The following is a 19,444-nucleotide window of genomic DNA, read 5'->3' as shown; positions in this document are numbered from 1 at the left end:
TTATTTTTTTCTTTTATGCATCTCTTCCTTTACAGCAGCAGATAAAAGCGGCATCATAATCTCATGATGTCCGACAATTGCAACACCTCTGCCTCCCTGCTGAACCGGCCGTGTCACAACATTCATCCAGGGCCGATAATGACGAATCATATCAAAATTTGCAGTGTAGAAGTTGATAATTTCACCGTGGATGTTTCTTGCAATTGTAAGTGCTTTAAGAAAAACTTCAGGGAGGATAACAGAAGATCCGAAAACCAGTACTACTCCTCCATCGCCCAATCCTGAAACTTCATTTGCAAAAATCCTGAAATCGCGCATACTGGCATCTCCTATGGCCATACCTCTTGCACCGGGATGCTGATGGACAATATCAGTTCCAACAGCCACATGAACCGTAACAGGAATGCCAAGACGGAAACCAGCCGCTGTTATACTGACATTCTTATATCGGGGAGAATCATTTGTAATTTTTCCCCCGACAGCCTCTCCGAAACCAAGGCTATTCTCCATTGCATAGTCTGCAGAAGAGTTCAGAATTTCCGCTGTCTCTTTTGCCATTCCGAACTTTCCGTCTTTAAGAAATCTGCCCACATCTTCGGAAGTCTTGCCGAAATATGCAAGTTCAGAATCATGTATTGCCCCTGCACCGTTAAAAGCCACGCTGCTCAAAATGCCCTGCTCCATAAGATCAATAACTACAGGGCCAAGGCCTACTTTAATAACGTGAGCTCCCATCATTAAAATTACAGGCTTTTTATTTATAACTGCATCAGCTATTTTCTCAACAATAAATTTAAAATCTCCCGCAGCAAGAACAGGAGGCAGCCCGCTGAAAAATTCGGACATCTTCATCCCCTGCTGCGGAACAGCTGCCATCTGGCCTGTTTCCACTTTACTGTCTCTGTCTTCTATTGACGTAGGCGTTATCTTTGAAAGATCAATCTCTTTATACCGGGACATTACTCCGCCCTTTCTCTGTTTTTAAAAATTTTTCCTCTTTTAAATTTTCTCAGCTTAACACTTACGGATCCGATAAGAGCCTTACTCTTCATTAGCACAGGCATCCTCGATTCATCATCAGTAAGCCATATCGTAAGTTTCCCCTTTTGCTTAAAAATACCCTCAACTCTCATAACCGGTTCAACAACAATACATTTGAATGTACCTGCAGGGACCTTTACTTTTTGCCTCTTCCGGACAAATACCCTTAAAGGATACAGCTTTCCGTCACCGTAATTATCTATATCAAAATAAATCCCCGGTTTCAGCTCCATTAAACGGGTATAGTAGAAAGATGAGAGGACACCCTGGATAAATGAGCCTACTCTTAAGGTATCTCTTTTATTTTCAATTACAACATGATTAACCTGATCATATTCAACATACTTTTCAGAGCGGTACCTGCCCTCCCGAATTTTTTTGACAAATTTCCAGGGAAACAGGCCTTCCGTGTCAATAAAAGTTTCCACGCTGTCCCTTACCTTAAAGAATGCTGAGATAAATTTATTGGAATTTGCTGTTGTAATAATATGAAAACAGAGCCGTCCCTTTACCCTCTCTGTATCAGGTATGCTCATAGTTGCAGTACCTGCTTTTATTATGCCGTATCCAATATCAAAAACCAAATCTTCGCCAATGCCGAATGCTTCATTTATCATTTTCACTGAATCCGGGACAGAAAAAGCAGTATCTGCCTCAACAGCAAGTGTGTCCTGCAGAGATAAAATATCGCTGTTTATAGAATCTGAATGGCTGACAACAGCAGCAGTATCAGTAGTGTCAGTTATAACCCTGACAGTAGTGTCCTGAATACATGGTTTTGTATAAAGCATTATAATTAAAGCAGGAATATAGAGAAGCTTCATTTATGCACTCCTGTTCTTTTAAGTAATTCAGCAGCACTGTCAGCAACATCCTCTGCTTTTATCATCTCCATACAGTTCCAGAATTCACATTTAGCTCCGGTACATTTTTCACACTCTCTGCCTGTATCGGGTACAAAAATCTTTTTTACATCCGTATAAGGGCCCCATCTTTTTACACTCATGGGAACAACAGGAGGATAAAGCCCGATAACCGGTGTGCCGAGAGCCGCCGCAATATGAAGCGGGCCTGTACTGTTTGCAATAAGCAGCTTTGACATTTTTATAAGCCCCATCAACTCCTTTAAATCAAACACACCTGCAAGATTAAAAGCAAAATCCGAACCGGCAGAAACATTTTTTACAACAGCCTCTTCTTCTGACAATCCTGTGACAAGTATCTGTATGGGAAAATTGTCTGCAAATATTGCAACAAAATCATGAAATTTATGTTCCGGCCATGTAAGTGCCGATCCCTTTGAACCGGGATGCACTATAATGAACGGTTTTTTCCCGTCTACGCCTTCTGCATTTAATTTTGTCCTGACTGAGCGGAGTGAATCATCATCTACCTCCAAGAGAAAGCGGATTCTGTTTACATCAACAGCCGGACAAATTGCCCTCGCCAGAGAGAGATTCAGTTCAGCTTCGTGCCTTCCGCTCTTCTTCCTGTGTTCAAATACTCCTCTGTTAAACAGAAAAGAATAAAGCCTGTATCCTGTTCCGGCGCGCACCGGTATGTGCGCCATATAGATTGCAGCAGACAGCATTAAGCTCGGATGAAGCAGAATTGCAGCATCAAAACTCTCTTTTTTGAGCATGTGTACAAAATTTCTAAAACCGTTGATAGAATTCTCATCACCCGTGTCATACAAAATGCTGTCAATATCAACACTACTTTCAACAATATCCCTTACCGCAGGATTTACAAGCATGGTAAGTTGAGAATCAGGACATACTCTCCTTAGTTCACTTATAACCGGCAATGAGAGTACAACATCTCCGATTTTGTCTGTTCTTATAACTAATATTTTATACGGCTTTTCCATTTTTCACTTTTCAATGCATTGCAATATTCTGTCTATCTCAATTTCGATCTCGGAATAAATTTTCTCATATACTTCTTTTCCCATGCCTATGGGATCATCAATTTCGCCCGTATTTGAACTGCAGTACTCCTTTAAAAGGAATATTTTTGACTCTGCTTCACGAACTGCGCTTATGAGCAGTGCTTTCTGGGAAAACTCCATAACAAGAATGAGATCCGCCTTGTTAATTATCTCTCTCGTAATCTGCCTCGGCTCATGTAAGCTTATATCAATCCCGTGTTCCATGGCAACACTGACTGAATTAGCCGAAACGCTTATCCCGGGAGGCACCATTACTCCGGCCGATTCAACTTTGATATCAAGGCCCGGCTTTTCCGCAATTCTTTGTTTCAGAATTCCCTCTGCAACGGGGCTTCTGCATGAATTCCCGGTACATACAAAAACAACAATCATTTTATAAGCTGTCCTCTCAATGCTTTATCAATATCCTGATGAAAAACAGCGCCATTTCTGACAATTTCAGGCGGATTAACTCTTGTATCCACAACTGTTGACTGCACTCTGCCCCTGCATGCTCCTGCATCAATAATGATATCAGCTTCTCCGCTGAAAATACCGTATGCATCTTTGCCGGTTACAGCAGGTGCCTGGCCGGATCTGTTTGCGCTTGTGGAAACGAGATATCCGCCGAACTCATTTACTATCTGCATTGCAGTTTTATTGGAAGAGACTCTCATCCCAAGGCCGGAAGAGGCTCCTGTAAGCTCACGGGGGAAAACAGGCCCGGTGTTTATAATCAATGTCAGAGGCCCCGGCCAGAATGCATTTATTAAAAGATCTGCTGATTCTGTTAATTTACCTGAAATCTTATACAAGTAATTTTTATCAGGAATCAGAACCAGCATAGGTTTATCATCCTCTCTTCCTTTAATATGCCGGATGCGGAGTACTGCCTCTCTGTTCTCTGCATCACAGCCGATTCCGTAAACAGTCTCTGTTGGATACACAATAACGCCGCCTGACCTCAAAACATCTGCAACTTCTTTAAGGTCTTTTTTTAAAATACCTTTTGTCCCGGCTTTTATTAATCTTGTTTTCATTTCAGATACTTATTCACTGCCTCAATTACTTCTTCAGGTTTTATTAATTTCATGCAGTTAAAATGCTTTTTCGGGCATTTTCTGCCTCCGTGAATTCCGCACGGACTGCATTTAATCCCTTTATACAGAACAGTATGGCCATTCCCCCACGGATAGAATCCGAACTTAGGAGCAGTGGGGCCGAATATGGCAACTACAGGAGTACCTACAGCTGCGGAAAGATGCTCAGGCGCACTGTCATTTGATATTGTTACTCTGCATCTTCTGATAATCTCAGCAGAAGACAATAGAGAAAACTTCCCCATGGCCGAAACAGCGCTCCCTTCCGAACCGGAAACAATCAAATCACCAATGCCTTTATCTTCTTTTCCGCCGATAAGTATGGATCTTATCCTGTGTTTATTCCATAACGCCTTTGCTGTCTCAATAAAATATTCTACAGGCCACCTCTTTGTAGGCCACATGGAACCCGGTGCAATGGCTATAAGCTCCTGCCTTGTAGATACTCCGGCCCTGCCGAGAAACATCTCAACATCCCTTCTCTCCTTTTCTCCGGGATACAGGACAGGCCCTGGAACACGCCCTTTCCATCCCAATTTTTCAAGGAGAACAAAATTGCGTTCAACCTCATGAACTGATACGGGGTATTCAGCTACTTTGTTAAAAAGAAAAAAACCGCTGCTTTTGTTAAATCCTATTCGTTCAGGTATCCGTGCGCCCCAAATCAGTAATGCACTTCTCATTGAACGGTGAGGCATAATTGCACAATCAAATTTTTCATCTGACAATTTTTTAATCCACTTAAACAAATGGCCAGGCCCGTTCTCCATGCCTCTTTTGTCAAATTCAAAAATCCTGTCAATAGAAGGATTGTTCCTTAAAAGCACTGACGTTTCCGGAGTCACCAGAAAAGAAATATCAGCATCAGGGAAAAGCTTTTTAATTCCATCTGCTAGAGGCAGGCTTAAAATAACATCTCCTGCAAAAGCTGTCTGTACAACAATAAATTTTCTGATGGTTCTACTCCTCTCCGTCTCTTTTTATACTCTCATTCTCCATTACCGGATGTGATTTCCATCTTTTATGCATCCAGAACCAGTGATCAGGATATTTTCTTATCTGTTCCTCGAGAAATGATGTATAGGCCTGAGTCAGTTTCTTTACGTTTTCGTCTGTTACGCCGTTGTACTGGTCTGTTTTTATTATACCGCAGACTACATGGTGTTTATATCCGTCATATCTTATCGGTACACCGGTTATAATCGGAGATTTTGTTTTTAAAGCAAAAACCGCAGCCCCCTGATGAGTGGAAGACAGCTTTCCAAAAAAATTGACAAAAACGCCATCTTTACCTGCATCCTGATCGGAAAGCAAAGCAACAAACATATTCTCCCTCAAGGCCTTAAGTACTCCCCTGACAGCTACTCCTCTGTGTATAATTTTAATCCCCATCATCTCTCTGAACTCATTCATTCTGTTATCAACAAGCTTGTTGTGCTGCTCTCCCACAAGGAAACAAACTGGATATCCTTTTAAAGATAAAGCAGCACCCATAAGCTCCCAATTGCCAAAATGCCCTGCAACCATAACTGCTCCTCTGCCGTGTTCAAGAGCCTCCTCTATCTTCTCACCGCCCTCTATTGAAACAAGTGACAGGACATCTTCTCTTGTCAGCACAGGGAAACGGCAGTATTCAAAAATCATCATGGCAAAATTTCTGTAAGCCCGCCGAGCAATCTTAAATTTCTCTTCTTCACTCTTTTCAGGAAATGCCAGAGTAAGATTATCATAAACAACCTTTCTTCTGGTTTTTAAAACAAAAAATACAAAATCTCCCAACCGTTCCGCAGCGCGTATTGCAGATTTAAGGGTTGTATGCTGGAGTAAAACCATAATCACATACAAAACGATATACTCAATACGGTGGCGTATTTTCATCACTCTCTTCGATTTCATAATCATCTCTGTACTCTCTTTTTTTTCTTAAAACGTTTACATAAGCAAAAATAAACAACAGAACAAATACCATACTAATAATAAGGCGGCTGTCAAGCAAAATTGCCCATCGATATTTCTTTTTAAGCACTTTGAAAAATTGATACTGAAACTCAATCTGATTTTTATGTAAGGCAGAGATTAGTGCGTTATTCAGAGTATTGCCTGATGATAATTGCAAAAGTATCGCATTTATCGCACCTGTCCCATACTCCTGTGCAATAAAATCAAGTGCTGCACGGGACTCTGCATATGCAAGTGAAGCTTTTTCCCTTCTGAATGCAAGCACATAATCAATTTTATCAAGAGGTATGAGATTATCCGTCAGCACTGCTCTTGCAATTTTAACAATTCCTCCGACTCTTCCTTCTCCGGACTGATATTGAGCTAACCCTTCGTCAAACCACCTCTCTATTATTTTGTGATTTGTAATATGAGAAATCATAATATGGCTCAGCTCATGAGTAATCACCTTTTCAAGGCTCTGCCCTCCATTCGAGAATGAGGGTGATTTTAAAATTATAAGCTTATTTGCAGGTATGGCAGCACCTATTCCCCAATCAGGTATGCTTCCGCCTGTGAATCTGTTAAACTCTGCTTCTGATTCTGTAATAACAACTCTGATTTCATCAGGCATTGTGCAGCCCGTATTCTTTGAAATATAATCGGATTGCCGTAAAACGACTTTTATATATTTCCGTGCTGTTTTTACATCTCTGTCATGACATAATAAAACAATTCCGCCCTCTTTTAACTGATACCACTTTTCATCTTTACTGCCATAGCTGAAAGTAATGATAATAAAAATAATTATAAATGTAAAAACTGCAATTTTCCGCATTTTTTCTCTCTGAATCGGGGAATTACTCATTCATTTAAAATCTATCCCCCTGCAAAACAGCACTCATAACATCTTATAATAATTGATGTTACCTCACTTATTGCAGTGCTATCGTATCTAATTAATACAACTGCATTAAACTAAGAAATGTAACTATTTAATTAAGTTTTAGCAAGAAAATTCTATACACCGGATAAAGAGGCATAAAATGCTGAAATACTGTTGATTGAAAAATTATTAGAATATTTTTATTTTGTAATTGGAATGTTCAGGGTTAATGCATTGAGATTGCCTGCAGGGCCTTTTGATCTCCATCCGTAATCAAGCCTGTATTTATTAAACAGAACTCCGAATCCAAAAGAGACTCCTGACAATCTGCCAGACTGATTATCGGAATTCTCCTCTCTGCCAGCGGAAGAATATCCCCACCTTAAGAAAAAATTATTTGTTACTGTAAACTCTCCGCCAAGCGCCCAGTACAAATTTTTATCACCTGTCTGATGGAACGGCCGCACAATATCAAAATTCAGCAGCAGAGGAAGATGTGCCAGAGTTTTTGAAATACCTGCCCGGACACCTGAGGGAAGGCTCTCTTTAACGTCAATAAATTCATCAATTGAAGTTCCTATATTCTGAAGGCTTAAGCCTAAATTCAATTTCTGGGAAGGAATACTCAAAATACATCCTGCATCAGCAGCAACAGCCGAAGCTGAATAACTATCTATCTGGGAATATATCATTTTTGCTGAAAAACCGTACTTAAATATTTCAAAGGGAGACGATGCAAAGGATACAGAGAATACAAAATCTCCCGGAGAAAATGATCCTGTTGCCTGGCCTGTTTCATCAGTACGCGTCAGCTTTCCATAACTGGTAAAAAGTACTGCCGCACCAACTACGGATTTATCAGATATAGGCATGGAATAAAGGGCACATCCTGATGTTATGTCAAGTATCTGATCAACAAAAGTAATTCCTGCTCTTGCGGACCTGTTTCCCGCTATTCCTGCAGGATTCAGAAAAACAGAAAAAATATCATCATAAAGCGCAGCTCCGGTACCAGCCATGGAGCTTTGCCGCGCGCTTGCCTCCTGCCTTAAAATATCGAAACCGCCTGTACTTTGCCCTGCTGCATTTTCTAATAAAAGAAAAACAGAAAAAAACAACACTGTTAATCCGCAATTGAATAGTCTTCGCATAATTTCCCTGCCTGAAATTAAAAAAGAGCCACCCATCGGATTCGAACCGACGACCTGCTCATTACGAGTGAGCTGCTCTACCAGCTGAGCTAGAGTGGCTTAAATTGGTGAAAAAAGTTAAAAAAGTTTAGCTTTAATGTCAAGACAAAATATTACAAGTAGAATTCATAATAAGCAATTACAGAAATGCCCCGGAAATATTTACTTTTACGGGGCATTTAAATTATTATTTTATAACGGCTTCTGTTTTTAATCGGTTTGTTTTTTATGAACCATCAAATAATAAATGATTAGTGCTATACCGCCGAGAATAAACATGCTGCCGAAAGTTACTTCCCCTCTTATCTCTTCAGGAAAAATAAGTCCGATAAAAAATGCCAGTCCCATGCTTGTCAGCACCATACCCCATTTTAAGGAAGCAGGCACATTTGTACCGGATAAATACTTGATGTTTTCATCCACCATTCCTTTGTCAATAAGCTTGCTCCTGATTTTGGAATCTACAAGAATCTTCACAAACAGTAAGATAGATCCGAAAACAACTAACACTACCATAACACTCTCGTCAAATCCAGTCATAATTTACCTCCGTTATTTTTATGAAAAATTTATTCTTCTTTCTTTAATCTCTGCACCTTCAAATTACCCTTTCTATTAAACAGACAGTCCATTTCTGAAAATGTTTCAAAATAAATGTAAGAAAAGATATACTTTTAAAATTCTCATATTAATATAAATAGACGGCCTGTTTGTTTATTCTCTATACTTTTGTATTCTTCTTTTAAACTTAACCCTGCAGCAATATTTCTTATTGACAAATCAATTATCATTTATTATATTATTTAAACAGATTCACTTAATACTCTTATTTTTTGCCAGACATGGGGGAGTTTATGGAAAATGACACCTTTTATCTTGATGAGGATATTCTCTGCAATCCTGCACGGTCAAAAGCTGTGAAAACAGTTACATATGTTCTGTTTTTCATAATTATAATAAACTACATTTTTATTACTTTGAATTCTACTTTTACTCAAAGGAATTATTCCAATGTTCTGTTTTCAATTTATGGCCTGGTGCTGTTCGGAATGACAGTCAAGAAAATAGTAATTTATTATAAATACGGACGAAAGCATATAAAAATCGGAGAAGAAAATATTGAAATAAAAAGCTCCTACAGTAAAAACCCTTTATTAATACAGGGCAGTCAAATCAGGGACATAAGCTTTTCTTCAAGGCAATTTAAAATTAATTTAAACAACGAAGAATCAATCTTGTTTAAGGCATCTCTTGACAAATATCTTGATCTCCGGAAAAATCTGCAAAGCTTTGCCCAAAAATACAACATCATGATAATAGGATAATTTTAAGTAAGGGCACAGCGCACCGTACCCCTACTGTCAATTCTGATGAAAACTCTCGCCAATAAATTTCAGACCGTTAATTAATCCATTCCGCCAGTATGACCACCTGTGTCCTCCGTCTCTTACTCTGTATTCGTGTGGAATTTCTAAATCCCGCAGAAGGATATGAAAATTTGAATTCCCTTCGTATAAAAAGTCATCATCCCCGCAGTCTATGTACATGCGCACACTCTTCATCTTGTTATAATCAGAGTGTTTGACAATATAAAACGGATTATTTGCCAAAAAATGTTTTGTGATTCTATCCTGACCCTTTAAATTTGGGCCGTATATTATATTGAACGCCTCGTTCCACCATTTTTCATCCATGTTTTGTGTTTTTTTCTCTGTATAAATTGCAGGGCTGAAAGCAGCAAAAGCTGCAAACATATCCGGATGTTTCAAAGCATATACTATTGCCCCGTAACCTCCCATGGAAAGGCCTGCAATGCCTCTGTACATTTTTTCTCTGCGAATTCTGTATCTGGATTCCACATAAGGAATAAATTCATCAAAAAAGAAATCTTCATATCTGACTGAATTATCATAATTATTAATATACCAGGTAAGGCCTGCATCAGGCATAATTAAAATCATCGGCGGAATTGTCTGACTGTCAATTGCTTTATCAGCATACATATCTGCTTCTCCAAACTGAATCCAGGCCATATCATTATCTGTATAACCATGGAGCAGGTAAACAACAGGGTAAAAACGGTGTGAAGTTTTGTAATCAAAAGGCAGATAGACTGTGTACCTGACCTCCTTTTTTAATATCTTGCTTTTAATTATCAATCCCTCTTGTACATATCCGTGAGGGATCTGGGAAAAACCATTTCTTGCAATTACAAACAGAAGCAGTACACATATAATTTTTCTTAATGAACGCATTGTTTTGTCTCCTGTTTATGTCTATCTTACCTTCCATTCATGGATCAAACACCGTAATACAATAATCTAAATAGTCTGCAGCCACCTTGAAAAAAACAGATCCGGAATAAAATATCCATCATTCCCCGCTACAACTATTTCTTTTTTAATTAACGCTGTTAAAGTTGTCTTTACAGAACTTGCAGCACCTAATCTATACTTAAAAATAAAATCTTTGGCTGTAGGTCTATTCACCACCCCTTCTTTGGCAATTGCCTTAAGCAGATTAAACTGCTGGATTGTAAGCATATTCCTGTAATTATTATAAACAATAACATTCTCTTCCAAAATCAGGGAAGCCACTTTTTGAACATCCTGCATTTTTACTTTTTTATCTGACAGTTCATACAGCCTGTTACAATAGTACTGTACATAATAGGTGTGACAGCGGGTCCATTCTAAAACCTTATCTACAAGTTCATCAGATATTTCTTTTTTCCCTTCTTTAAATTTATTTATAATAAATGTTCTGTATGTTTCATTTTCTATTGAATTAAGCGTCATAATCTGCGTGGACTGATAAAAGGGCCTGTTACTGTCCTGAAACATGGAAAATAAAAGGTTCTGCTGACTGCCTGAAAGAATTAACTGCACATTACGACTTTTTAACATATTTGACCGTAGCAGGGCTTCTGTATTTTTTTCAGGATAGTGTACAATCTGCTGAAATTCATCTATTGCCAAAACTACCTGTTTGTTCTGATTGTCAAGATATGTGAATAATCCGTCCAATGTATATTCTGCTTCGCTGTAATTTGAAATATCCAACTCAATTGCAGGTTTTCCTGTTGCAGGATCGTATGATATTTTCGGCCGCAAATGCGACAGAATTTTAACCATTTTTTCTATTATTCCGGTCTTCGATCTATTTGCCGATAAAATACCCTTGCTGAGTTCTTTGATAAAATCTTTTAAATCCATTGTCGGCAAAATGTCTATATAAATCAGTAAAAAATCCGGTTCATTTTTAAGCTGAAAAAAAACATGTTTAATCAGCCCTGTTTTCCCCATTCTTCGTAGAGAAATCAATGTAACGTGCCGTTGATTTTTAACAGCGGAAATCAATGTGTCGGTTTCAACCTGTCTGTCACAAAAATATTCAGGTGATTCATATCCAAATACAATAAACGGATTGACCTGTTTCATTTTTACACCTTTTACGTTACGTTTATTACGTAACGTAAGTTACGTAACATTTTCCATCTTGTCAAGGATTTTTGTGCGTAGGGACGTATTGTTGGTGCATAACCGATATTGAAGTATGGGCACATCGCCGTTTAGGGGCGCATTACAATGTGCCCCTAAACGGAAATCATTCAGAACAATAATCCCTTGCATATGGCTGGGCATAATCACATATTACGATAATTCAACGTTTTCACGGATATCTTTTGATACACGGCGCGTCGTTGCCCCTACGGTGCCCCCTCACACAACCAGCACCTTTGCGCCTCTGATTTTTCCCTCTTTTAATTCAATCAAAGCCCTGTTTGCATCTTCAAGATTAAAAACCTCAAAATCCGGTTTTATAGGAATTTCCGCTGCAAGATTCAGAAACTCCTGTATATCCGATGTTGCAACATTTGCAACGCTCTTTATCTCCTTTTCCATCCATAAATGCAGGGGATAATCAATGTTTAAAAGATAATTCTTGTCTATGGACTCTTTTCTGATAGCATTAATCACAAGTCTGCCGCCCGGTGCAAGATTCCGCATTGCTTCCACAACAGGTTTCCATACAGGAGTTGTATCAATTATTGCATCAAGCATTACTGGAGACGTATCAGTTGTATCCCCTGCCCACTCTGCTCCGAGTTCCAGAGCAAATTCTCTCTCTTTGGGACTGCGTGCAAAAACATAAATGCGGGTATCTGGATACTTGTACTTTACCATTTTAAGAACCAGATGGCCTGATGCTCCGAATCCGGTAAGTCCCAGAGACATGCTGTTTTGCAGATTTGTAAGTTTTAAAGATCTGTAACCTATAGCGCCTGCACACAGAAGAGGCGCAGCTTCAGTATCTGTAAAACTCTCCGGGATAGAGAATGCAAAATCCTGGCCTATTGTCATGTATTCTGCATAGCCTCCGTTTGCATCTCTTCCAGTTGCTTTAAAATCCGGGCACAGATTGTTGTTGCCTTCTCTGCAGTACTTGCATTTGCCGCATGCGGAAAAAATCCATCCAACACCAACTCTGCTGCCTTTTTTGAATTTTGTAACTCCCCTGCCCGCACTTTCTACAACTCCGACTACCTGATGTCCGAGTACCATCGGGAAAAACGGCGGAGGAGTGCGTCCCTCAATTTCGTCAAGCTCCGTATGGCACACACCACACGCAGAAACCTTTATCAGAATTTCAAAATCTTTTGGCTCAGGTACTGGTAAATCAACCAAAGTTAAAGGCTCTTTGTTCTTTGTCAGATCAACCACCTCATTTAAAACCATTGCTTTCATGATTTTTCAGACTCCTTTGGATTTATGATTTTAACTTTATTCCCATATTTCCATATACACCTGCTTCTTCTGCATTAATCCTTTATCCCCCAACCCCTTTGGCATGCTCAGTATAAACCGGGTTTGGGGATGAACAGTGCCAAAGTATGAATCTTCCTTCAAGGTTCGACTTTTATTTTCCATGTAATTTGTTTATACTAAACAATATTCACAAAAGTACCACATTATATGTTAATAACTTTTTAACACAAGGACTCTACGTGGAGTAAAATAATCTTTATTATTTACAGCTTTCAGCTTCCGTCCTACTTTCTCACAAGTCTTCGGAAATTAAACAGAGAAACTGAAAGTACAATGGCTGCTATACCCGCCAGTATAATCAAATCCTTATAAAAATAAGTTATACCATTGCCTTTGATAAATATTTCCCTGATAATCTTTATAAGATACCTCACAGGATCTATATCGGAAAAAAATCTTACTGCAGCAGGAATATTTTCAACAGGTGTAAAAAGTCCGGCAAGCATAATAAAAGTTACCATTGAAAACCAGCTGAAAAACAGCGCCTGCTGCTCTGTGGAAGCAACAGTTGAAATAAAAAGTGCATACGACAACAGAGCGCAGAGAAATATTATTGCTGTAATCAGCATGTAAATCATATTCCCCCTTACAGGAATTCCAAACCACAGGACAACAACTGCAGTACCTACTATCATATTAAAAATTCCTATGAGCATCATAGGCATGGCCTTGCCAATATAAATCTCCACAGGTGACAACCTTGATACCAGAAGAGTATCCATTGTCTGCTGGACTTTCTCTCTGACAATGGACAATGACGTAAGAAAAAGGGACAGAATTGTCAGAAGTAGTGCAACAATTCCAGGTCCCATATAATTTATACTTTTAAGTTCTGGATTGAACCTGATTAAAGTCCTGTTTTCAACAGGCATTTTTATCCCCATATTCTTCAACTCTTCCAGAAAATACCTTCTGATTATACCCGCCACATATCCCGCAGCAAGGGAAGATGTATTGGAATCAACACCATCCATCAAAACCTGAACTTCCGGTATTGAAGAGGTTAAATTACCGGAATCAGAATCACGGAATAAAATTACTGCTGACAATTTACCCTTTTTCAGTACGAGTTTCGGATCAGCCTCGGAAGCTGAAATTTTTTTAACATTAAACAAAGGGCTTGAATTAATTCTTCTGATAATTCTTTCCGCAGTTGCACTATTTGAATAATTTACAATCTCCACAGGTACATTTTTAATATCTGTGGTAACAACATACCCGAAAAGTACTATTTGTATTATAGGCGATATAAAAATAAAAGGGATAATTTCTCTTTGCCTGAATATCTCTATAAACTCTTTTTTTACAAGATATAAAAGTCTCACTTGGGCCTCTTACGTAGTTTCTGAAAATAAAAGCTTGCTGACAGTAAAAGAATTAGACTGAATCCCAACAATACTGCACTTTCAGTTACAAATACATTTATACCTGCTCCTCTTAACACAACGCCTCTTATTATCCGCAAAAAATAAGTGGCAGGGATAAACCCGGAAATAAATCTCAGTACCGGGCCGAGAGATGTTAAGGGAAAAATAAATCCTGAAAGCAAAATTGAAGGAAGCATTGTAATAAGCAGAGTTGCAAACATTGCTGTTTTCTGAGAAGGTGCAATTGTTGATATCATAACCCCCATTGAAAGCCCTGTAATAACATAAATTACGGAAAACAGTGCCAGCGTTAAGACGCTTCCTCTTATTGGAATGCCGAACCAGAATTTTGCAAACACCAAAATAACAAGTCCCACAAGAAATGCCACTGCTGTATAAGGAAGGGTTTTACCAATAATAATTTCCGATGATTTAAGAGGAGAAATAAAAATCAGATTCAATGATCCGCTCTCCCGCTCTCTTGCAATGCTGATAGAAGTCAGCATTGCTGAAATCATAAGAAGCAGAACTGCAACAAGGCCTGGAATAAAAAAGAATGAGCTTTTCAGCTGCGGGTTAAAATAAATTTTTGTACTGATATTTGCCAGCCCTGCATACCTGTTTATACCTGACATAAACTCAGCAAGAATGCGCTCATTATACTGATAAATCAGGTTTGCAACATTGGAATCGCTCCCGTCAATTATGATAGATACTTTTGCACCTGTACCGTCAACTACAGATCTTGAAAAATCCTTTGGAATAATTATAACCTCTTTTAACTCTCCTTTACGAAGCAGTTCTTCCCCCTTTTGTACGGGAAATGCAGAACCTGCTTTCAGATCATGCAGTTTAAAATACTTATTGTTTCCGAACGCCTTAATAAGATTTCTGCTGTACTCGCCGTTATTAAAATCAATAATACCTGCATCAACCTTTTTCAAGTCAAAATTAATACCATATCCGTAAATTATCATCATTACTACAGGTAGAATAAACACAATAGTCAGGCTTGTAGGATCTCTGAGAATATGGTTAAATTCTTTGATTATTACAGCTCTAAGCCTTTTCATGTTCTCTGATTGCCTCTTTAAAAAGGGTTTCCATTGAATCTGCTTTTCTTGAATTCAAAAGTTCCCTGGGTTCACCTTCCAGAATAATGTTTCCTCTGTTAATAACTATAACTCTGTCGCTGTAAAAAGCTTCGTCAAGATTATGGGTTGTAACAAGAAGTGTCTTGCCTCTGTTTTTCAGGTTGTATATCTCCTGCCAGAAACTTCTTCTAGTCTCAGGATCAACACCTGAAGTGGGTTCATCAAGAAAAATAACCTCCGGATCCGGAAGTAAACATACAAACAGTGCTACTTTCTGCTTGTATCCCGGTGGAATATCTTCAATTTTCTGATTAAGGATATCAGCAGGAATCATCTTTGACAATTCCTCTTTTTTCCCTGCTATCATGGGTTTGGATAAATCAGAAATACCACCAAAAAATTCAACATTTTCAAAAGAGGTTAAAAGAGGATACAGAGAAAATTTCTGCGACATGTACCCCAGAATCTCTTTGACCTTTTTAAGGTCTGTTTTCACATCAAAACCGCGTACTTTAACGCTTCCTTCGGTGATCTTAAGAAGCCCTGTCATCATTTTTATTGTTGTTGTTTTACCTGCTCCGTTTGGCCCAAGAAAAACAACAACCTCACCTCTTCTGATATTAAAATTTATGGAATCAACAGCTGTAAAATTACCAAAACGTTTAGTCAGGCTGCTGACTTCAACAATATTCTCTGCCAAATCAAGTCCCCTGTGCATAATACAGATAAATATCCTCCAGTGCCGGTTTTTCTTCAGATATATCTTTTACCGGAATATCTGCAGGTACTTCTTCCCCCTGCTCCAGTACAAGCATAACATACCTTCCCTTCATAAAAACATTACTGCCGTATCTTTCTCTGAGATTTTCAACTGCAGCAAAAGGATCCTCATCTGTCATTATTCTGAAAATTCTTGCAGGAAAATTATCTTTTAAATCTTTAATTGAATCCTGCAGTACAATTCTGCTGTCTTTGATAAAAATAATTTCATCCCCTTTTTCCGCTTCATCAAGATAGGGAGTTGAAAGCAGAATGGTTTTGCCCTCTTCCTTAAGATCCTTAATAATTGAGAAAAACTCTATTCTTGACAATGGATCCACTCCTGTTGTAGGTTCATCAAGTATCACAAGTTCAGGAGAAGACAGAAGAATTGAAGATAGTGCAAGTTTCTGCTTCATGCCTCCGGAAAGATCTCTGGCTCTTCTGTTTTTAAACCTGGCCATACCTGTTTTTGAAAGAAGCCTGTTTTTCAGCTCCTCTCTTCTTTTATGCTCCACACCGTGTATGTCTGCAAAAAAATTTAAATTTTCCTCAACCGAAAGATCAGGATACAAAGAAAATTTTTCCGGCATGTATCCTGCAATTCTGACAATATCCCTGCAAAACCTGTCAACTTTTCTGCCCTTAAGATAGATACTTCCTTTATCAGGCAGAACAAGACCTGTAAGCATTTTAAAAATCGTTGATTTTCCCGATCCGTCAGGGCCGGACAGAATTGTTATGGAAGCTTTTTTAACTGAAAAAGAAACATTATTAACAGCTAAGATGCTTCCGTAAGATTTTGTTAAATTTTCTACTCTGAGAAATTCTTCATTTTCAATTGCAGTATCCATAATCCCCTTAATTATCCTCAGGTTTTCTGTCTCTGCCTGAAAAAACAACTGTCACAAGCTGTCCGATTTTCACACTCTTTGCACTGTTCGGGTTTATTGCAACTTTAACCTGAAAAAGAAGATTCTTCCGCTCTTTTTCCGATATAATGTACTTTGGTGAAAATTCAGCTTTTTTACCAAAATAGGAAACAACACCATTTACTTCCTGATCTACACCGTCAATAAATATTTTTGCAGTATCACCGAGCGCAAGAGAATTAACCTCTTCCTCCTCAAGAAATACTTCTGCATACAAACCGGTGCTGGCAAGAATATCCATAATCATATCTCTTGGAAAAACCTGTTCTCCCCTTCTGGAAAATATTTCAAGAACAGTTCCTTTTACCGGAGCTGTAATTATATGATCTCTTTTCAGCAATAAAAGATACTCTCTTTTTAAACGAATTCTGCCGAGTTCCAGATCACTGTTTTTAAGCTGAACTTGCAAATCAAACAAGGAAGTCTCTGCTTCCTTTTTCTTCAGGTCAGTAAGCTTGAGATTATCCTCTGAAACAGCATCGTGCTTTGAAAGGCGTTTTAACTTGTTTACCTGATCCGAAAGATAGCTGAGTCTTTGATTTAAAAATTTCTGTTTCTCAACCAGTGCAGTACGTTTCAGGATTATGCTTTTCTCCTGGATACGGAGTTCCTGTATCTGGTTTTCGATTTTTTTATAATCAATATAAACCAGTGTGTCTGCCGGACTGACAATTCTGCCCTCTTCTGCATTCAGTCTGTCAATTATTCCGCTTGTACCGGATTTGACATGAATAATATTTCCGTCAATTACGCCTGCGGCAATAATTTTACGGCTGTTTTTGTTTGAACAGCCCGCAGCAATAAAAACTGCTATACTCAAGACAAATAGTAATTTTTTCATGGTTGCTCTCCTGATAATCCGATTGAGGCATTAATTGCAACATTGCACAAATTTAATTCCGAACCCAGCTCTTTAACCATTGATTCGTACTTCTGCTGCTGCTCCAAAGCTCTTAAATATTCAATGTGTGCAATTTGTCCTTCCTTGTACAGTTTTAAAAGAAGTTTAACACGCTCTTCCGATTTTTTTACAATACTCTCAGCTCTTTTAATTTTTGCTTTAATTGATTTCTTCCGGTTGAATAACTGTTCTATTTTAACTTCCTGATCCCTGATAAATTTATCCCTTTTTCTTTCTGCTTTTTTCACCTGAATATCCGCTATGCTTTTATCCAGTCCCGCTTTATTCCACTGGAATATATGCATATTTAATGACACTCCGGCAAAAAAATACCTGTTCCATTTATCATTGAAAAAATCTATGCCTGGTTTTGCATAGTGATATTCAAAAAAACCGGCTATATTCGGGTAGTACGATCCTGCCACCGCTCTTTTTGCCGCTTCTCTTGCAAGAACAATATAATCCAGACTTTTTACTACCGGATTATTTCTTAAAAAATACTCTTTTGCATCTTTAAACTCAATATCAGGTTCAACAGCAGATGTATCAATGCGGGATACTTCTATACCGCACAGGGATTTGAAAAGCGCTTTTCTGTTATAAATCTCATTTTGCAAATCATCAATCTTAAGCAGCATTTCATCAATTTTTGTCTCTGTTTCCAGGATGTCTGCTTTTGATATCATACCTTCGGAATAAAGCTCATTCAGCTGCTTTAAGTGAAGCTGAAGCTGGTTTATCAGTGCATTAACAGAAGTCTTTTTCTGCTGAAAAAGCCTGTAAGAATAAAAGGTCTGTTTAATATCTGCAGATTTTGAAATAACAGCCATATCCCTTAATTTTTCGGAAGATGCATAAACATTTTCATTAAATCTGACTGCTGATAAAAGGGATCCCCCTGTATAAACAGGCTGAATAACTTTTACGGAAAAATCGTAATTGTTGTAAGCACCCATACTTTGAGCGCCTGCTGCAACAAAGGGAGAGGAACCCAGTATCTTTGCCATATCAAGTTCCGGCACAAGAGACTGGTATCTGTACAAACCTGAGACTGAAACTTTGAACAATCTGTTCCTTTTTGCCTTTTTAAGGCCAAGTTCTCCTGCATTGGCATTTAACTCATTAATACCTATTTCAGGAGACATTTTCAGGCCGTTTTCAACTGCCTGTTTTAAAGAGATACTCTGACCGAAGCCATAGCAAACCTGTAAAAAAATCAGTAAAAGTATTAATTTCTTCATTTTAAATTCCCAACTACTTTTTTCCGGAAAGCCGGTTTACTGTTCTTAAAAGATCATCCATTTCTCTGTCTGAAATATTCTGATCTGCTACAATGGTGAATACTTTTGATGCAAGCATTCTCATCTGTTCCTGAGAAATTTTATTTTTGGATAAGGCATCTGCAAAATTCTGCACACTTGCAGCAATCTCATCCTGTTTTCTGCCGAGATACTCCTTTGGCACTGATTCAACTGTT

General features: G+C 38.4%; 21 protein-coding genes and 1 tRNA gene. 1 reads left to right on the top strand and 21 read right to left on the bottom strand.

What is annotated here, in order from left to right:
- The 11 genes from J7K93_12155 to J7K93_12105 all read right to left on the bottom strand — a co-directional run bounded on the left by J7K93_12155 (nucleotide 1) and on the right by J7K93_12105 (nucleotide 8,625).
- Complete coding sequence (locus J7K93_12155; protein MCD6117762.1) at nucleotides 1-960, bottom strand: hypothetical protein; 960 nt, start codon at nucleotides 958-960, stop codon at nucleotides 1-3.
- Nucleotides 960-1,865, bottom strand: coding sequence for a DUF3108 domain-containing protein (locus J7K93_12150; GenBank protein ID MCD6117761.1), 906 nt, complete (start codon nucleotides 1,863-1,865; stop codon nucleotides 960-962). Before J7K93_12150 ends, J7K93_12155 begins: the two co-directional genes overlap by 1 nt.
- Nucleotides 1,862-2,911 carry a glycosyltransferase family 9 protein gene (locus J7K93_12145; protein MCD6117760.1) on the bottom strand — a complete coding sequence of 350 codons (1,050 nt, stop codon included), beginning with the start codon at nucleotides 2,909-2,911 and terminating at the stop codon, nucleotides 1,862-1,864. The genes J7K93_12150 and J7K93_12145 overlap by 4 nt, the downstream gene beginning before the upstream one ends.
- A gap of 3 nt (nucleotides 2,912-2,914) precedes the next feature.
- Nucleotides 2,915-3,364: a low molecular weight protein arginine phosphatase gene (locus tag J7K93_12140; GenBank protein ID MCD6117759.1), complete on the bottom strand. Its 450-nt coding sequence runs from the start codon at nucleotides 3,362-3,364 to the stop codon at nucleotides 2,915-2,917.
- Entirely contained in the window at nucleotides 3,361-4,011 is a 651-nt protein-coding gene (locus tag J7K93_12135; protein ID MCD6117758.1) for a threonylcarbamoyl-AMP synthase, read from the bottom strand. The genes J7K93_12140 and J7K93_12135 overlap by 4 nt, the downstream gene beginning before the upstream one ends.
- On the bottom strand, nucleotides 4,008-5,027 hold the full coding sequence (waaF, locus tag J7K93_12130; protein MCD6117757.1) for a lipopolysaccharide heptosyltransferase II: 1,020 nt from the start codon (nucleotides 5,025-5,027) through the stop codon (nucleotides 4,008-4,010). The genes J7K93_12135 and waaF overlap by 4 nt, the downstream gene beginning before the upstream one ends.
- Before the next feature lie 4 nt (nucleotides 5,028-5,031).
- Complete coding sequence (locus J7K93_12125; GenBank protein ID MCD6117756.1) at nucleotides 5,032-5,967, bottom strand: lysophospholipid acyltransferase family protein; 936 nt, start codon at nucleotides 5,965-5,967, stop codon at nucleotides 5,032-5,034.
- The gene (locus J7K93_12120) at nucleotides 5,927-6,847 is read right to left on the bottom strand and encodes a hypothetical protein (protein ID MCD6117755.1); all 921 of its coding nucleotides are present in this window, start codon (nucleotides 6,845-6,847) and stop codon (nucleotides 5,927-5,929) included. Before J7K93_12120 ends, J7K93_12125 begins: the two co-directional genes overlap by 41 nt.
- Before the next feature lie 248 nt (nucleotides 6,848-7,095).
- Nucleotides 7,096-8,046 (bottom strand): PorV/PorQ family protein, encoded by a 951-nt coding sequence (locus tag J7K93_12115; GenBank protein MCD6117754.1) that lies wholly within the window; start codon nucleotides 8,044-8,046, stop codon nucleotides 7,096-7,098.
- 26 nt (nucleotides 8,047-8,072) lie between these two features.
- Nucleotides 8,073-8,145: transfer RNA gene (locus J7K93_12110), tRNA-Thr, on the bottom strand.
- A 150-nt stretch (nucleotides 8,146-8,295) separates the two neighbouring features.
- Nucleotides 8,296-8,625 carry a hypothetical protein gene (locus J7K93_12105; protein MCD6117753.1) on the bottom strand — a complete coding sequence of 110 codons (330 nt, stop codon included), beginning with the start codon at nucleotides 8,623-8,625 and terminating at the stop codon, nucleotides 8,296-8,298.
- A gap of 314 nt (nucleotides 8,626-8,939) precedes the next feature.
- Here J7K93_12105 and J7K93_12100 point away from each other — a divergent pair, with 314 nt between their 5' ends.
- Nucleotides 8,940-9,410, top strand: a complete 471-nt coding sequence (locus J7K93_12100) for a hypothetical protein (GenBank protein ID MCD6117752.1) — start codon at nucleotides 8,940-8,942, stop codon at nucleotides 9,408-9,410.
- A 36-nt stretch (nucleotides 9,411-9,446) separates the two neighbouring features.
- Here J7K93_12100 and J7K93_12095 read toward each other — a convergent pair whose 3' ends face one another.
- From J7K93_12095 to J7K93_12050, 10 genes are all read right to left on the bottom strand, one after another.
- Nucleotides 9,447-10,238 carry an esterase family protein gene (locus J7K93_12095; protein MCD6117751.1) on the bottom strand — a complete coding sequence of 264 codons (792 nt, stop codon included), beginning with the start codon at nucleotides 10,236-10,238 and terminating at the stop codon, nucleotides 9,447-9,449.
- Nucleotides 10,239-10,406: 168 nt separating this feature from the next.
- Nucleotides 10,407-11,525, bottom strand: coding sequence for an ATP-binding protein (locus J7K93_12090; protein MCD6117750.1), 1,119 nt, complete (start codon nucleotides 11,523-11,525; stop codon nucleotides 10,407-10,409).
- 282 nt (nucleotides 11,526-11,807) lie between these two features.
- Complete coding sequence (locus J7K93_12085; protein MCD6117749.1) at nucleotides 11,808-12,833, bottom strand: zinc-dependent alcohol dehydrogenase family protein; 1,026 nt, start codon at nucleotides 12,831-12,833, stop codon at nucleotides 11,808-11,810.
- A 305-nt stretch (nucleotides 12,834-13,138) separates the two neighbouring features.
- Nucleotides 13,139-14,239, bottom strand: a complete 1,101-nt coding sequence (locus tag J7K93_12080) for an ABC transporter permease (protein ID MCD6117748.1) — start codon at nucleotides 14,237-14,239, stop codon at nucleotides 13,139-13,141.
- A complete protein-coding gene (locus J7K93_12075; protein MCD6117747.1) occupies nucleotides 14,236-15,354 on the bottom strand; it encodes an ABC transporter permease in 1,119 nt (372 codons plus the stop codon). The genes J7K93_12080 and J7K93_12075 overlap by 4 nt, the downstream gene beginning before the upstream one ends.
- Nucleotides 15,341-16,093 carry an ABC transporter ATP-binding protein gene (locus tag J7K93_12070; GenBank protein MCD6117746.1) on the bottom strand — a complete coding sequence of 251 codons (753 nt, stop codon included), beginning with the start codon at nucleotides 16,091-16,093 and terminating at the stop codon, nucleotides 15,341-15,343. Before J7K93_12070 ends, J7K93_12075 begins: the two co-directional genes overlap by 14 nt.
- Nucleotides 16,077-16,988: an ABC transporter ATP-binding protein gene (locus J7K93_12065; protein ID MCD6117745.1), complete on the bottom strand. Its 912-nt coding sequence runs from the start codon at nucleotides 16,986-16,988 to the stop codon at nucleotides 16,077-16,079. The genes J7K93_12070 and J7K93_12065 overlap by 17 nt, the downstream gene beginning before the upstream one ends.
- A gap of 7 nt (nucleotides 16,989-16,995) precedes the next feature.
- A complete protein-coding gene (locus tag J7K93_12060) occupies nucleotides 16,996-17,907 on the bottom strand; it encodes an HlyD family efflux transporter periplasmic adaptor subunit (protein MCD6117744.1) in 912 nt (303 codons plus the stop codon).
- On the bottom strand, nucleotides 17,904-19,208 hold the full coding sequence (locus tag J7K93_12055; GenBank protein ID MCD6117743.1) for a TolC family protein: 1,305 nt from the start codon (nucleotides 19,206-19,208) through the stop codon (nucleotides 17,904-17,906). Before J7K93_12055 ends, J7K93_12060 begins: the two co-directional genes overlap by 4 nt.
- A 13-nt stretch (nucleotides 19,209-19,221) precedes the next feature.
- Nucleotides 19,222-19,444: hypothetical protein (locus tag J7K93_12050; protein MCD6117742.1), on the bottom strand; the 223-nt coding region annotated here is incomplete at its 5' end.

The organism is bacterium (assembly GCA_021158245.1).
Taxonomy (GTDB): domain Bacteria; phylum Zhuqueibacterota; class QNDG01; order QNDG01; family QNDG01; genus QNDG01.
Note: the sequence above shows the minus strand (reverse complement) of the source record. Positions and strands in the feature narration are given on the sequence as shown.

Excerpts from the sequence above, each read along its gene's own strand:
- J7K93_12155 (MCD6117762.1), bottom strand. The coding sequence starts at position 960 with ATGTCCCGGTATAAAGAGATTGATCTTTCAAAGATAACGCCTACGTCA.
- J7K93_12150 (MCD6117761.1), bottom strand. The coding sequence starts at position 1,865 with ATGAAGCTTCTCTATATTCCTGCTTTAATTATAATGCTTTATACAAAA.
- J7K93_12145 (MCD6117760.1), bottom strand. The coding sequence starts at position 2,911 with ATGGAAAAGCCGTATAAAATATTAGTTATAAGAACAGACAAAATCGGA.
- J7K93_12140 (MCD6117759.1), bottom strand. The coding sequence starts at position 3,364 with ATGATTGTTGTTTTTGTATGTACCGGGAATTCATGCAGAAGCCCCGTT.
- J7K93_12135 (MCD6117758.1), bottom strand. The coding sequence starts at position 4,011 with ATGAAAACAAGATTAATAAAAGCCGGGACAAAAGGTATTTTAAAAAAA.
- J7K93_12125 (MCD6117756.1), bottom strand. The coding sequence starts at position 5,967 with ATGAAATCGAAGAGAGTGATGAAAATACGCCACCGTATTGAGTATATC.
- J7K93_12120 (MCD6117755.1), bottom strand. The coding sequence starts at position 6,847 with ATGCGGAAAATTGCAGTTTTTACATTTATAATTATTTTTATTATCATT.
- J7K93_12115 (MCD6117754.1), bottom strand. The coding sequence starts at position 8,046 with ATGCGAAGACTATTCAATTGCGGATTAACAGTGTTGTTTTTTTCTGTT.
- J7K93_12105 (MCD6117753.1), bottom strand. The coding sequence starts at position 8,625 with ATGACTGGATTTGACGAGAGTGTTATGGTAGTGTTAGTTGTTTTCGGA.
- J7K93_12100 (MCD6117752.1), top strand. The coding sequence starts at position 8,940 with ATGGAAAATGACACCTTTTATCTTGATGAGGATATTCTCTGCAATCCT.
- J7K93_12090 (MCD6117750.1), bottom strand. The coding sequence starts at position 11,525 with ATGAAACAGGTCAATCCGTTTATTGTATTTGGATATGAATCACCTGAA.
- J7K93_12085 (MCD6117749.1), bottom strand. The coding sequence starts at position 12,833 with ATGAAAGCAATGGTTTTAAATGAGGTGGTTGATCTGACAAAGAACAAA.
- J7K93_12075 (MCD6117747.1), bottom strand. The coding sequence starts at position 15,354 with ATGAAAAGGCTTAGAGCTGTAATAATCAAAGAATTTAACCATATTCTC.
- J7K93_12070 (MCD6117746.1), bottom strand. The coding sequence starts at position 16,093 with ATGCACAGGGGACTTGATTTGGCAGAGAATATTGTTGAAGTCAGCAGC.
- J7K93_12065 (MCD6117745.1), bottom strand. The coding sequence starts at position 16,988 with ATGGATACTGCAATTGAAAATGAAGAATTTCTCAGAGTAGAAAATTTA.
- J7K93_12060 (MCD6117744.1), bottom strand. The coding sequence starts at position 17,907 with ATGAAAAAATTACTATTTGTCTTGAGTATAGCAGTTTTTATTGCTGCG.
- J7K93_12055 (MCD6117743.1), bottom strand. The coding sequence starts at position 19,208 with ATGAAGAAATTAATACTTTTACTGATTTTTTTACAGGTTTGCTATGGC.